General features: G+C 63.0%; 12 protein-coding genes. 7 read left to right on the top strand and 5 right to left on the bottom strand.

Annotation, left to right across the window (positions count from 1 at the left end):
- The first annotated feature begins 12 nt into the window (after positions 1 to 12).
- A complete protein-coding gene (locus AC3WQS_RS13370; RefSeq protein ID WP_021332599.1) occupies positions 13 to 1,476 on the top strand; it encodes an aldehyde dehydrogenase family protein in 1,464 nt (487 codons plus the stop codon).
- 19 nt (positions 1,477 to 1,495) lie between these two features.
- Positions 1,496 to 1,993: a hypothetical protein gene (locus AC3WQS_RS13375; protein ID WP_492711947.1), complete on the top strand. Its 498-nt coding sequence runs from the start codon at positions 1,496 to 1,498 to the stop codon at positions 1,991 to 1,993.
- A gap of 67 nt (positions 1,994 to 2,060) precedes the next feature.
- On the opposite strand, the gene AC3WQS_RS13380 is transcribed toward AC3WQS_RS13375, so the two are convergent.
- Positions 2,061 to 3,566, bottom strand: a complete 1,506-nt coding sequence (locus AC3WQS_RS13380; protein WP_492711949.1) for an MFS transporter — start codon at positions 3,564 to 3,566, stop codon at positions 2,061 to 2,063.
- 279 nt (positions 3,567 to 3,845) lie between these two features.
- Positions 3,846 to 6,692: a leucine--tRNA ligase gene (gene leuS / locus AC3WQS_RS13385; RefSeq protein ID WP_492711951.1), complete on the bottom strand. Its 2,847-nt coding sequence runs from the start codon at positions 6,690 to 6,692 to the stop codon at positions 3,846 to 3,848.
- A gap of 101 nt (positions 6,693 to 6,793) precedes the next feature.
- Here leuS and AC3WQS_RS13390 point away from each other — a divergent pair, with 101 nt between their 5' ends.
- Entirely contained in the window at positions 6,794 to 7,288 is a 495-nt protein-coding gene (locus tag AC3WQS_RS13390) for an SdpI family protein (protein ID WP_029256800.1), read from the top strand.
- A 5-nt stretch (positions 7,289 to 7,293) separates the two neighbouring features.
- Positions 7,294 to 8,253 carry a DUF1648 domain-containing protein gene (locus AC3WQS_RS13395; RefSeq protein WP_492711952.1) on the top strand — a complete coding sequence of 320 codons (960 nt, stop codon included), beginning with the start codon at positions 7,294 to 7,296 and terminating at the stop codon, positions 8,251 to 8,253.
- Here AC3WQS_RS13395 and AC3WQS_RS13400 read toward each other — a convergent pair.
- On the bottom strand, positions 8,222 to 8,917 hold the full coding sequence (locus tag AC3WQS_RS13400; RefSeq protein WP_020909842.1) for a FadR/GntR family transcriptional regulator: 696 nt from the start codon (positions 8,915 to 8,917) through the stop codon (positions 8,222 to 8,224). The two genes, AC3WQS_RS13395 and AC3WQS_RS13400, sit on opposite strands and share 32 nt — an antisense overlap.
- 162 nt (positions 8,918 to 9,079) lie before the next feature.
- Here AC3WQS_RS13400 and AC3WQS_RS13405 point away from each other — a divergent pair, with 162 nt between their 5' ends.
- Both AC3WQS_RS13405 and AC3WQS_RS13410 read left to right on the top strand, forming a co-directional pair.
- Positions 9,080 to 10,249, top strand: a complete 1,170-nt coding sequence (locus AC3WQS_RS13405) for an MFS transporter (protein ID WP_136473378.1) — start codon at positions 9,080 to 9,082, stop codon at positions 10,247 to 10,249.
- A gap of 4 nt (positions 10,250 to 10,253) precedes the next feature.
- Positions 10,254 to 11,234: a bile acid:sodium symporter family protein gene (locus tag AC3WQS_RS13410; RefSeq protein ID WP_003942582.1), complete on the top strand. Its 981-nt coding sequence runs from the start codon at positions 10,254 to 10,256 to the stop codon at positions 11,232 to 11,234.
- A 266-nt stretch (positions 11,235 to 11,500) separates the two neighbouring features.
- Here the strand turns inward: AC3WQS_RS13410 and AC3WQS_RS13415 are convergent, their stop codons facing one another.
- Both AC3WQS_RS13415 and AC3WQS_RS13420 read right to left on the bottom strand, forming a co-directional pair.
- On the bottom strand, positions 11,501 to 12,106 hold the full coding sequence (locus AC3WQS_RS13415; RefSeq protein WP_020909845.1) for a YqgE/AlgH family protein: 606 nt from the start codon (positions 12,104 to 12,106) through the stop codon (positions 11,501 to 11,503).
- A 53-nt stretch (positions 12,107 to 12,159) separates the two neighbouring features.
- Positions 12,160 to 12,855 carry a TetR/AcrR family transcriptional regulator gene (locus tag AC3WQS_RS13420; RefSeq protein ID WP_042953485.1) on the bottom strand — a complete coding sequence of 232 codons (696 nt, stop codon included), beginning with the start codon at positions 12,853 to 12,855 and terminating at the stop codon, positions 12,160 to 12,162.
- A gap of 134 nt (positions 12,856 to 12,989) precedes the next feature.
- Here AC3WQS_RS13420 and AC3WQS_RS13425 point away from each other — a divergent pair, with 134 nt between their 5' ends.
- The gene (locus AC3WQS_RS13425; protein WP_092765158.1) at positions 12,990 to 13,931 is read left to right on the top strand and encodes an NAD-dependent epimerase/dehydratase family protein; all 942 of its coding nucleotides are present in this window, start codon (positions 12,990 to 12,992) and stop codon (positions 13,929 to 13,931) included.
- Positions 13,932 to 13,952: the final 21 nt, after the last annotated feature.

The following is a 13,952-nucleotide window of genomic DNA, read 5'->3' on the forward strand; positions in this document are numbered from 1 at the left end:
CGAAGGACAGTCATGACCACTTCATGCTCACTCGTGCCCCAGAACAACACGATCGACGGAAACGTCGAAACACCGGCTATCGAACTCGGCGAATTTCTCACCGATCCCGACACCGGAGAGAAACTGCAAGCCCAACTCTCGTCCTCCACCGAACAGGTAGAGAGGGCAATCACCGCCGCGACAGAACTCCATCGATCGGGTGTCTGGACCCGTCGATCGGTAGCCGACCGGGTGCGCCTACTCGAGAGAACGGCTGAACTTGTCGAGGAACGAACTGCGGCGATCGCCCGTGAGGACTCCAAGAACAACGGTCTTCCGCTTTTGATCAGCACACTTTTCGCCGCAGGGCTTCCCGATCTATTCCGCAGTGCTGCAAGGCATCTGGAGAACTCCTCCGGGTTCGAGCAGCTGGCGTCAGGTGCACAATTACATCGGCTGGCTTGGGGCCCGACCGCTGTGATCGCACCGTGGAACGCACCGAGCTTCATCACCGCCAAGAAGACCGCATTCGCTTTGGCCGCAGGTGCTCCGGTCATCGCCAAGCCCTCCAACTGGGCACCGTCGGGTCCCAACGTGCTTGCCGAGGCGATCTCACGTGCCATCGCCGAAGTCGACGCGCCGAAAGCTCTGTTTCAGCTCATTCACGGAGACGGGGACGTCGGGGACCTACTGGCCACCGATCGACGAATCCGAGCACTGGCCTTCACCGGCGGTCGAGCAGCCGGCAGTTCAATCGCCGCTGCGGCTTCAACCGATTTCAAGGCGCTTCAACTCGAGCTCGGAAGCAACAACCCCGTGATCGTCCGCGCCGACGCCGACATCGATCTGACTGCCACCGCGCTCGTCGACGGGTTCACCAAACTCAACGGGCAATGGTGTGAGAGTCCGGGAAGCGTCTTCGTGCCGCCGCACCTTCACGACCGTCTTGTCGACGCAATACTCGACCGCACGGCTGAAATCGCGCTCGGCCGAACCGATGACGACAACATCACGATGGGTCCGCAGGCGAACGAGCCTCAACTCCAAAGGATGCGGGCGACCGTGGAGTTTCTCCGCGGCGTGGGCGGCACGGCCGTCTCGAGCACCCCTGTGCCGGACCTTTCCGGATGGTTCTTCCCCCCGACTGTGGTGCACGGGATCTCGTCGGAGCACACCAAGACGGAGACCTTCGGGCCGATCCTGACCGTGCACCGAGCATCTACCGACGAGCAGGCGCTGCTCGAGGCCAACGCTCTCGATACCGGCCTGGCCGGATACGTGTTCGGCGCCGACGTCGACGCCGCTCGTGAACTTGCGACCCGAATCGAGTGCGGTGAGAACAAGATCAACAGCACCAGCCTCCTGGACCTCGACGACCACTCGACCCAGAGTTTCTGGGGCGGAAGCGGTATCGGCGCACACGGCGACAAAGAGCTTCTCGACTTCTTCCGGGGATCGCGAATCGTCGGTGTCGATGCGCCCGGACTGCCTCTCTAAGCCGAAAGAGGTCGTGGGAATGGGTGAAACGACACGGGTTGGCACCATGGTCGTCGAATGCCATGACACCGCAGCAGTTCTCGCCCGCATTTCTTCGCTGGGGTGGAAGCTTGGCGTAGAGGTCGTCAGTCTGTCCACGTGGATGTCCGTGACATCGCCGGGAGTCAACGGTATGTCAATTGCGTACCGTTGCCCGACAACGATTTCGGACGCCATGCTGATCAAGCGTCTCAACAAGATCGTCGGGATAGTCCGCATCAAGACGGACCACGGCCCGTTTGTTCCGGTGACCCCACAGGTCGGCCTACACGTCACCGCGACTTTCCAACGCGTCGATCCAGTCGCGCTGGTCGCCTACCGGCACGGCGCAACCGTGTGCAGTCAGGCGAACAACGTTCTGTCGGTTCAACTCACCACTACCCGATCGAACGCAGACACATTCGTCTCTGATCTGGCGCAGGTTGCAGAGCGTCCACTGCGGGGTGAGATCTCGCTGCAGAAGATTCATCTTGCATGACGTCGACGTGCCACCACGGAGATGTGCGGCTACGGGCGTTGGCCCGTAGCCGCACATCATCGCGTGATCAGTGAGCCGGTAGGAGGGATGTCTCCTGCGCCGCGCCGTCTTCTGCGCCGATCTGGACGATGTTTCGCGGCAGGAACACGGCTGCGATCGCACCGAGAACTGCTGCAGCAGCACCGATCAGGAACGCGATACGCATGCCCTCGTCGGTGTAGAACACAGCGCCCTCCATCGCCATCGCGATGTGCGAGTTCAAGACCGTGAAGGCGATGACGGGAAGCACTGCGGGGAAGATGCTCTGGAAGACCGCGACCATGCTCGCCGTGGTTGCCTGCAACTGCGGCGGCACTGCCTCGATGAGCAGGTTCGGAATGGAGGCGTAACCCATACCCATACCGACACCGAAGATTCCGGCAAAGATGATGAGCAGCGGCTTGTTGTCGTGAATGGTGGCCGTCAAGGTGAATCCGACTGCCATGAGGATCATTCCGATGATCATCAGCATGCGGGGTCGAATGTTGCGGCCGACCAGGAAGCCCACGATCAAGCCGCCGACCACCACCATGCCGCCAAGGGGCGCCTGGAAGATCGCGAATCCTTCTGCCGTGACGCCGAATCCGTATCCCAGGCCGAGAACTGCTGGCGTCATCACCATCATCGGCAGCAAAATCGTGAAGACTCCCGACGCGCCGTAGCAGAACCCGGCACCGACGGCGGTGAGCATCACCGAACGCTTGCCGAAGTAGCGCAGGTCGATCAAGGGCTCACGGATGGCTCGGGCAGAGGCAACCCACGCCACCAGCAGTGCGATGCCGCCGATCAGATAGGCCAGTGTCGAGCCGTTCTTCCAGCCCCAGGTCGGTCCGAAGCTGACGCCGATCAGAATTCCGGCGATGCCCGATCCGAGTAGTACCGCGCCGATCAGATCCAGCGAAGAACGCAGCCGCACAGCTGATTCCGCCGTCGAAGCGAAGATCATGCCGCCGAGCAGAACCAAACCGATGACGAAGAACCAGAAGATGCTCCGGAACCCGTGGTTGTCGATCAACCAACCGGTGAGGAACGGCGCCGGAATAGCGATCAGGCCCATGCCGGAGGTTGCAATACTGACAGCCAGCGCAACGGTTTTCGGCGGAAAGACATCTCGAATGAGGGAGTAGCTCAGGAAGAGGCAGGGAACGAGCAGACCAGTCAGGGACCGGCCCAGAATCAAGACGGCATAGCTCGGCGCAATCGCCGAAATGAAGGATCCGACCGCTGCGCCGGCGACCGCAAAGAGCAGGACTTTTCGCTTGCCGTACATGTCCGCGAGCTTGCCGAGCAGCGGAGACGCGACCGCCCCGAGCAGCAGGAACGACGTGAGCAGCCAAGCTCCCTGCGTCGTTTGATAATGCACCGAGATGGCGGGCAGCGCCGTGGAAATCATCATGTAGCTCACCGCGAGCATTTCGAGAAGAAGAACGATCGACGCCAGCGAGAACACCAGTCGCGGAGTCCACCGCTCCGGTATCGATGTCGATTCGGGCAGACTGGGAGACGAACCGTCGCTGTGGACATGAGACGCCATGGCTGAAGAATCCTTTCGGGACACCTGCGAATTCGATTGACCCCCTGCCGAATACCGTCGGCCGGGGCCTTGCGGGGAAGTGCAGTGGAACGACAGCTACCGTTCCCGGCAACGTGTTACCTGCATCACAGCCCTCGCGTCGAACGCGCGCTACAGAATGTTCCGCGGAGCGGGACAATCAGGACAACGACTGATTGGCACCCCGGATACAGCCCCAGATACGACTGTGCGCCGTTTCGGTAGCGGTAACTACCAAAACGGCGCACGTGCGCGAAGCGCCTACAGAACTATGTTCACCATCTTGCCCGGCACAACGATCACCTTGCGCGGTGCTTTGCCCTCGAGCAGAGCGACGATCTTCTCGTCGGCCAGGGCGATCTCCTCCACAGCCTTGCGATCGGCATCCGCCGGCACGCTGATGCGGCTACGAACCTTGCCGTTGACCTGGATCGGGTACTCGACGGTGTCCTCGACAAGCCACTTCTCCTCGACAGCGGGGAAGGGGCCGTGTGCAAGAGATTCCGTGTGTCCCAAACGCGACCACAGCTCTTCCGCGAGGTGCGGCGCCAGGGGAGCGAGCATCAGCACCAACGGCTCGACGGCAGCACGGGGCGCGCCACCCGGGAAGGCCTTGGTGAGGTGGTTGTTGTACTCGATCAGCTTCGCAGCGGCCGTGTTGTCGCGCAGCGCGGTGTAATCCTCGATGACACCGGAAATCGCCTTGTTGAGCGCACGCAGCGTTTCCTCACCAGGAGCTTCGTCGGTGACACGGGGCTTGCCGGTCTCCTCGTCGATGACGACGCGCCACACTCGCTGCAGGAATCGAGCAGCACCGACGACGTCCTTGGTCGCCCACGGACGCGAGGTGTCCAGCGGACCCATCGACATCTCGTACACACGCAAGGTGTCTGCACCGAACTCGGCGCAGATCTCGTCCGGCGCAACGGCATTCTTGAGGCTCTTGCCCATCTTGCCGTACTCGCGGTTGACCTCGGCGCCCTCGAAGAAGAACTTGCCGTCACGCTCGACGACCTCTTCTGCCGGCACGTAGACGCCGCGGGCATCGGTGTACGCGAATGCCTGGATGTAGCCCTGGTTGTAGAGGCGACGGTACGGCTCGCTCGAGGACACGTAGCCCAGGTCGAACAGAACCTTGTGCCAGAAGCGCGAGTACAGCAGGTGCAGCACCGCATGCTCGACGCCGCCGACGTACAGGTCGACTCCACCGGGATCGTTGGGGCCGTGCAGTTCCGGACGCGGACCCGTCCAGTACGCCTCGTTCTGCGGGTCGCAGAAGGCGTCCTGGTTGGTGGGGTCGATGTAGCGCAGCTGGTACCACGAGCTACCTGCCCACTGCGGCATGACGTTGGTGTCGCGGTGGTAGGTCTGCAGACCGTCGCCGAGATCGAGCTCGACGTTGACCCAGTCGGTCGCCTTGTTCAGCGGGGGAGAGGGCTCTGAGTTGGCGTCGTCCGGATCGAAGGACACGGGTGCGTAGTCCTCGACCTCCGGAAGAACCACCGGCAGAGCCGAATCCGGTAGAGCATGCGCGTTTCCGGCAGCGTCGTACACGATCGGGAAAGGCTCGCCCCAGTAACGCTGACGCGCGAAGAGCCAGTCGCGCAGCTTGTACTGGATAGTGCCCTTGCCCTGCCCGCTCTCCTCGAGGCGGCTGATGACGGTCGCCTTGGCCTCGGCCACGTCCAGACCGTCGAGGTAGTCGGAGTTCACCAGCGGGCCGTCACCGGAGTACGCAGCCTCCGAAACATCGCCACCGGCAATAACTTCGAGAACTTCCAGTCCGAACGCGTTCGCGAACTCCCAGTCACGGTGATCGTGTCCCGGAACTGCCATGATCGCGCCAGTGCCGTAGCCCGTCAGAACGTAATCGGCGATGAAGATCGGGACCTTGTGGCCGTTGACCGGATTGACGGCGTAGGAACCGAGGAAGACGCCCGTCTTCTCCTTGTTTTCCTGACGCTCCAGGTCGGTCTTGGCGGCAATCGACTTGCGGTATGCAGCAACAGCTTCCGCCGGCATCGTGGCACCGCCAGTCCAGCGTGCGTCGACACCGTCGGGCCACTCGTCCGCGACGAGCTTGTCCACCAAGTCGTGCTCAGGAGCCAGCGTCACATAGGTGGCGCCGAACAGCGTGTCGGGGCGCGTCGTGAACACATCGACGCCGTACTGGCCTGCGGCAAAGGTAACTTCGGCGCCATAGGAGCGTCCGATCCAGTTGCGCTGCATAGCCTTGACCTTGTCCGGCCAATCCAGGTACTCGAGATCGTCGACCAGGCGATCGGAGTACGCGGTGATGCGCATCATCCACTGCTGGAGGTGCTTACGGAACACGGGGAAGTTTCCGCGGTCACTACGACCGTCGGCGGTGACTTCCTCGTTGGCCAGCACGGTGCCCAAACCGGGGCACCAGTTGACCATCGAATCCGACTGGTAGACAAGGCGGTACGAGTCGACGATCTTTGCCTTCTCGGCGACTGTCAGCGACGCCCACTCGCGTCCGTCTTCCAGAGCGCGCTCACCGGAATCGAACTCGGCTTCCAGCTCGGAGATACGACGGGCCTTGCCGGCAGCCTTGTCGTACCAGGCGCCGTGGATCTGCAGGAAGATCCACTGCGTCCAGTGGTAGAAGTCGACGTCCGTCGTCGCGAGGCTACGACGCTCGTCGTGCCCCAGACCCAGGCGTCGCAGCTGGCGCTTCATGTTGGCGATGTTGGACTCGGTGGTCGTCCGCGGGTGGGTACCCGTCTGCACGGCGTACTGCTCGGCCGGGAGACCGAACGCGTCGTAGCCGAGGGTGTGCAGGACATTGCGCCCCTGCATGCGATGGAAGCGCGCGAAGACGTCCGTAGCGATGTATCCGAGCGGGTGACCGACGTGCAGGCCAGAACCCGAGGGGTACGGGAACATGTCCTGAACGAAGAGCTTGTCGGCGGGAACACCGTCGGGCGAGGAGAGCGGACCGACCGGATTGGGCGCGTTGAACGTGCCGTCCTCACTCCAGCGGTCCTGCCAGTGCTGCTCGATCTGGCCGGCGAGCTCCGCGGTGTAGCGGTGCTGCGGAGTTGCGTCGGCTGGTGAATCGGGGGACTGCGGAGACTCGGTCACTGTGGTCGCTATCTACTTGGCTGACGGAAATACCGATAACCAGGGTAGAGCCTGTGCGACCCGGGCATACCATCAACTCCACTCGCGCCTATCCTGTATGGGTGATCGTTGTCGCTGTGGTGCTATTCGTGCTCGCTGTCGCCGTCGGTGGAGTTGGTGTCGCCGGTCTGATCGGCAAACTCCCGCGCAACCGCTGGGCCGGTGTCCGCACCGAGGATTCCCTGCGGAGCGAGGAGTCGTTCGCCCTCGCCAACAAGGTGGCCGGTCCGACCATGCTCGCGGCCGCTGGAATGTTGGTCATCGGCGGAGTCGCAGCACTGACCATCGGCGGAGTCTTCGGCGTCGCGGTCGCGATCATCGCCGTCGTCGTCGCCGTCCTCACTGCCGGTTTCGGTGGAGGCATCGGCACCCGCGCGGCCGCCGCGCTCCCACAGCAGAGCGGATGCGGTAACGACTGCAACTGCGGCGGCCACTCCGAGCCTGCCGCAGACGAGCCGGCGGCGGAGACCCCCGAGGCCAAGGCGAACGCTGCCGCTTGCGGTACCGCTTCCTGCGGTGCCTGCGCGCTCAAGGATGCTTGCCAGCCGGCTCATTGATTCACGTGAAACATCGCGTGGTCGACCCGGCCGGGGTCGTATTCGGACTAGTGGTTCCGCTGTTGTGTGCGGTCTTCGGCTTCGTCCTGACAAAAATGTGGGAGCCTCGCCTCCCGGAACAGATCGCGACTCACTGGACCACCACCTCGCCGGACGGCTTCTCCACCCCGTCGGCCAACGCATGGACCATTGCACTTTTGACACTGCTCTTCGGTGGCGGTCTCAGCGCGATTGCTGCTCTTGCTCCCGCGATGTTGATGATGCGTCGCTTCATGTTGGTTGTCGGGCTGAGCGTGGTCGGGCTCATCACGACAGTGAACTTCGCTTTGCTCTACACCCAACTCGATGTCACCGATCCGTCCACGACGTCACTCCCGCTGTGGTCTATCGGTGTCGGCTTTGCAGTCGGCGCGGTGCTGGGTTGGATCGGTGCCTCATTCCTGCGCGACTACCGCGTCCGCACTCTTGCCACGATCGAACCCTCGGCCGGGTTGCCGCGAAGCAGCTGCCCTCTACCTATCTCCGACGACGTCGGATTCAGCACCAAAGGCTCGGTGATCCTCACTGCGATCACTCTGGCGCCCGGGGTCATCATGGCGTTTGCGATGCGGTCACTCTGGCCGCTGTTCATCTTCGGTGCACTCGGACTGCTCGTCGTCAGCCTGGTTCGCTTCCGGGTGATCGTCGACGAACGGGAAATTCGGGTGATCAACATGGGGATGGCTGCGATGACCTACGGCATCGACGAAGTTGTCGGAGCCGACATCGCGGAGATCAAACCGTTCGCGGACTTCGGCGGTTGGGGACTCAAGACCAAGGGTCGTCGTAACTACGGCGTCGTCACCCGCACCGGGCCAGCGGTGGTCGTCACGTTCGCCGGTGGCGACCGCCTCACGATCACGACACCGAAGGCCGAAGACATCGCCGGGTCCCTCAACCGATTGGCCGACGCCCGGACTCGGTAACCGCCGAACCTGACCCGATCGCTTCCTGAGTCTTCTCGAGATACCCGCATGCCGCCGCCCTGGCTTTGGTGACATCGCGCTCGGCGATGGCTTCGGCAACTCCCTGATGATGCGAAGACGTCAGCGACGGCGGATGAACGCCTTCGGTCACCTCGTAGGTGGCGCGGACCGTTTCGAGGATTCCGGCAAACAGATCGGTCAGAACCGGATTGTGAGCGGCATCGACGACGGCAATGTGAAACGCAAGATCGACGTCGACGAAGTTCTCGGCCGGCACGTCACGCTTGGCGGCCAGCTCACGAAGTATCCGAACGTCGTCGTCGCTACGACGCTCACACGCCAACCGGACCGCTTCCATCTCGAGCGCACGACGCACTTCGAAGACGTATTTCATCTCGTCGACGGACGCGTGTTTGCCGAGCAGTCCGCCGATGTCGGTCCGTGCCCGAACGAAGGTCCCTGATCCGCGACGGATCTCCAGGACTCCCGTCGACGTCAGTGTCTTGATCGCTTCGCGCACGGTGTTCCGGCCGACGCCGAGAACACTCATCAGTTCCGGCTCGGTGGGAACACGGTTCCCGACGGTCCAGGCGCCGTCGGAGATCTGCGCGCGCATCCAATCGAGGGATTGCTCGTACGCGGACTCCTTGCGAACAACGGTCATCTACTCATCCTCACAGCATTCGCGACGATCATTCCACTCACCTACGATACGTAGGACGACCCATGTATTTTCGAACTCTGTCATCAGGAGGGGCTTCCCACGTCCGCCACAGCTGTCGCCACCGAAGAACGCACACGCCGCACCAATCGACACTTCTACGGCGTGGGCTACGTCCTCACCGTGATCCTTCTGGGCGCGAACATGCCCACCTCCGTCTACGGGCTGTACCGGACCGAGTTCGGATTCACGCCCACCATCCAGACGCTCATCTACGGCGTCTACGTCGCCGGCCTCGTTCCGGCGTTGCTGTTCTTCGGACCGCTGTCCGACGCCCTCGGCCGACGCACCGTGCTTCTGACTGCACTCGCGCTGAGCGTCGTCGGCACGCTCGTTCTGGCCTTCGCCGACGCGACGGTGTGGTTGTTCGTCGGACGCGTTGCTCAGGGAATCGCGGTGGGCGCGGCCAGTGCGGCGGGCAGCGCCGCGTTGGTGGAGCAGGAACCGAAGTTCGATCATCGACGGGCAGCGCTCGTATCGACGGTGACGGGCGCGTTGGGCGGTGCACTCGGACCACTCGTGTCCGGTGCGATCGCCCAGTACCTTCCGCAACCGCTGCGGTTGCCGTATCTGATCTTCCTCGTCGCGTTCATCCCGGCACTGATCGTGTTGCTGCTGCTGCCGCGGATCGGGGACATCACACGCCCGAAACGGTTCTTCCAGATGCCGCATGTTCCCGCCACCATTCGAGAGACGTTCTGGCTCAGCTCGCTCGCCGTCGCGCTGTCGTGGGGCGCTGTCGGGCTCTTCCAGTCGGTGGTCCCGTCGTGGATGACCAGCCTGCTGAACATCGACAACCTCCTACTCGGCGGCGGAGCAGCTGCACTGGTCATGATCTGCTCGGTGATCGCGCAGCTAGGCGGGAGTCGTATGGACCCGCGGACGTCCGTCACCGTCGGCCTGGGAATCCTCGCTCTAGGAATGATCGGCCTACTCGTGGTCGACCTCGTACCGAGCCTTGCGCTGCTGGGCGTCATCACCGTGGTGGTCGGCGCCGGGCACGGTCTGGCGTTTGCCGGCGGCATGAAACGTGTCAACGCCGCCGCCCGAATCCACGCCCGCGAGAGCCACGGCGGAGTCCTGGCGGCATTCTTCACCGTCAGCTACGCGGGACTGGCGATCCCGTCGATCATCGCGGGTATCGCCATCACCATCCAGGGAATGCAGACGGCCATCATCGAACTGTCGATCGTCGGGACGCTGCTGTGCCTGGCCGTGATGGGCTTCAACCTTCGTGGGGCTCGAGAGCCCGTCGACGCACGCCGTTATCCTTAGCCAGGTGAAGTTTCTCAGTAGGTTCTACATCGACGGGTTCATCCTCGGCATCATCATCGCCGGCGTGCTCGGAAGTGTGTTCCCGGTATCGGGTACCGCGGAGAGCATTCTGAACTGGGCCACCAAGATCGCCATCGGCTTCCTGTTCCTGCTCTACGGTGCACGGCTCTCGCCGCAGGAAGCCTGGAAGGGCGTCAAGCACTGGCGACTGCACACTGTCGTCCTTGCCGCGACGTTTGTGCTCTTCCCGCTCATCGGCCTTGCGCTGCGATTCCTGTCGCCGACCCTGATCAGCGACGAGCTCTACACCGGCATCCTCTACATGTGCCTCGTTCCGTCGACGGTTCAGTCGTCGATCGCGTTCACTTCGATCGCAAAGGGAAACGTCGCCGGCGCGATTGTCAGTGCGTCGTTCTCCAACCTGATCGGCGTCTTCGTCACCCCGTTGCTGGTGGTTCTGCTGATGAATACAACGGGCCAGGCGACGGTCGACTTCTCGTCGATCCTCGACATCGTCGTGCAGCTGCTGATCCCGTTCATCGTGGGCCAGCTGATCCGCCCGCTGGTGATCGGATGGCTGCAGAAGTATGCCGAGCCCACCAAGTACGTCGATCGCGGATCGATCCTCCTCGTTGTCTTCGCCGCCTTCAGCGAGAGCATGAAAGAGGGGATCTGGAGCACCATCACGATCTGGCAGATCGTGATCCTCACAATCGTGTGCTGCCTGATCCTCGCGCTGGTTCTCGGCGTGACCACTCTCGCGGGGCGCAAGCTCGGGTTCGACCTTCCCGATCAGATCGTCATCATCTTCTGCGGGTCGAAGAAGTCCTTGGCGACAGGCCTACCGATGGCGGCTGTACTGTTCGCGGGCCAGCCCGTCGGCCTGATCGTGTTGCCGCTGATGATCTTCCATCAGATCCAACTGATCGTCTGTGCTGCGATGGCGCAACGCTTCGCGAATCGTGATCCGGTGAGCGTCAGCTAGCGAGCAACTCGCCTCGGGTCGCGTCGACGCAGCCACAACCGCCCTGCAGTTCAGCACAATCGATGGACAACGCATGGCGACTCGATGCCAGGTCGACGCAGTTCACGCCGGTGCATTCGAGTGATCCGTCCGCATGTCGCAGCAAAGAATCGTGGCAGTGATCGACATCCGAAACACAATCCGCGCACTGGATCTGACGCTCAGCGATCATTGCTGCCACCTCTCTCGAAAACGATGACACAGGAATATCATCGACCTCCGACAGATCAGTTTCGTTCCACTTCGATGGGATGGCTGGCCAGCATTGCCACGGGGAGCGGTTGGCGTCGTAGCACCCGTGCCCAGACATCGACTCGGGGCGGCGTCAGCACATCGGACGGCAGTGAGCTGATCACCATCCAGTCTTCACGTTCGAGCTCCGAATCCAGCTGGCCCAGAGTCCAACCCGAGTACCCGGCAAAAATGCGGATCCCTTCGACCAGAGGAGCGATGACCTCCGGGTCCGAGTCCAGATCCACCATGACAACTTTGCCGTCCACCCGCCGCAGGCCGGCGACGCCGTCGATTCGTGCACCGTTGCGAGCGATACCCAGGCAGAGCGCGGAGTCACGCTTGACGGGTCCACCGATGTACAGGGCGGAAGGATGCGCGGTCAGCGGTGACCACTGCGGCAACACGTTCTGCACGGCCGTCTCACTCGGCCGATTGACGATGACGCCCAGGCTCCCGGCGTCGTTGTGCTCGATCATGTAGATGACGGTGCGGCGAAATGCGGGTTCCGTGAGGTCGGTCGACGACACCAACAAACTGCCCGGACGAACCTCCGGTTCTATCCAGGCCATTCGATCCTCGGGTTCTTCTGCGTGCGCCACAAAGACATCATCTCACCGACAACTGCGTGCGGAGGAACGAGACACAGGCGTGTTCAGGTCAGACCCGCCACATCGGCAAGTAGTGCCAGATGCCGCTCGAAAATCTCACTCGCATCGGTGAACGTATCGCTTCCGTACTGCCCGAACACCTCGAAGTTCACCGAACCGAACAGCGATACCCAGACGAGAGTTGCGCGCACCGCGGCATCCGGCGGCAGTTCGGTGCCCAGTTCTTTCCGCACTCCCTCGAGGTCCGTTGCCAGCGTGTCACTCAGGTCCGGGCCCTCTCGCACCGTGAGTGCACCCGCGCGATGGGCGGCGTCGATGATCCCGATCAGCCGGGTCACGACGAGGGTGCCAGGGCCGGTGGTCTGCTCGCCCGGAGCGTCGTAACCGGGGACGGGGCTGCCGAACAGCAATCCGTATCGAGCCGGCTCCCGGATCGCCCAACTCCGGACGGCACGCCCGAGAGCAATGAACTGTCCGCGAAAATCTTCTGCTGCAACGGCATTCACGGCGGAGTCCACTTCCGCGCCCAGTTCCGTATACCCGTCCACCACCAGCAAGGTCAGCAGTTCGTCACGACTGGCGACGTAGCGGTACACCGCTGAGGACACGACTCCCAGATCACGCGCGACGGCCCTCAAGGACAACGCGGCGGCGCCGACGGCAGCAAGATGCTCACGCCCGATCCGGGTGATGTCCTGCAGCGTCTGTTCGCGCGCCCGCTCACGGGGAGTCCCAACCATGAGTCCATCTTGCCCCATGACCGAGAGCAGTATCAACAAAAGAGAGCACTGCTCTTGACAGCGCTGAGGCGCGGGTGCATTGTTGAAAACGAGAGCAGTGCTCTCAGTTCACCCGAAACGAGAAGGAGCACACCATGTCGAACCTCGAAATCGTCACCGGAGCAGGACCCGTCGGATCCGCCGTCGCGCTACAGCTCGCCGAGCAGGGAATCAACGTCCGGCTCCTGACCAGGTCCGGCAGCGGGCCCGAGCACCCTCTGATCGACCGCCGACGCGTCGACGTCTCGGATTCCGAGGCCCTGCGCTCGGTCAGCGAAGGCGCCACGGCCATCTACCACTGCATCCACGCCGCCTACAACGCAGCCGATTGGGAGCGGGAACTCCCGGCGGCCGAGAAGGTTGTGCTCGACGCAGCCGCATCCATCGGAGCCGTCGTGGTCTTCCCCGAAAGCCTCTACGCCTACAACTCCGACACCCTGATGACCGAATCCGATCCACGCAACGCCACCGGCGGCAAGCGCGGAGTGCGCACCGCGCTGCTGCGTGCTCGCGAGGCCTCCGCAACACCCACCGTCAGCGTCGTGGCCTCGGACTTCTTCGGTCCCCGCGTCCGCACCGCCCACGCCGGCGAGCGCATGGTTCCGAAAGTCATGGCAGGTAAGAAGATTCGTGTCATCGGTTCCGCAGACCAGCCGCACTCCTTCACCTACATCCCCGATCTCGCGGCGGCGATGATCGCAGCAGCACACAACCCCGAACTCTGGAACTCCGTCATCCACGCACCCACCGGCCCCGCGCTCACTCAGCGCAAAATCGCCGAGGCCTTCGCCCGAGCCGCCGGGGCGACCCCCGCCAAGGTGGGTGTCCTGCCCGCCTGGGTGCTCGACGCCGTCGGCAAGATCAACACCGACAGCCGCGAACTCGCGGAGATGAACTACCAGTTCACCAAGCCGTTTGTCATGGACTCGAGCGCCAGCGAAGTGCTGCTCGGACTCTCGCCGACGCCGCTCGATCAGGCCGCCGAAGAGACCGTCGTGTGGTGGCGCGCGGAACAGGCTCGCACCGCTGCTGCCTGAACCTGGAGGTGGGCCGGGCAG

Source organism: Rhodococcus sp. FW305-130 (assembly GCF_058788335.1).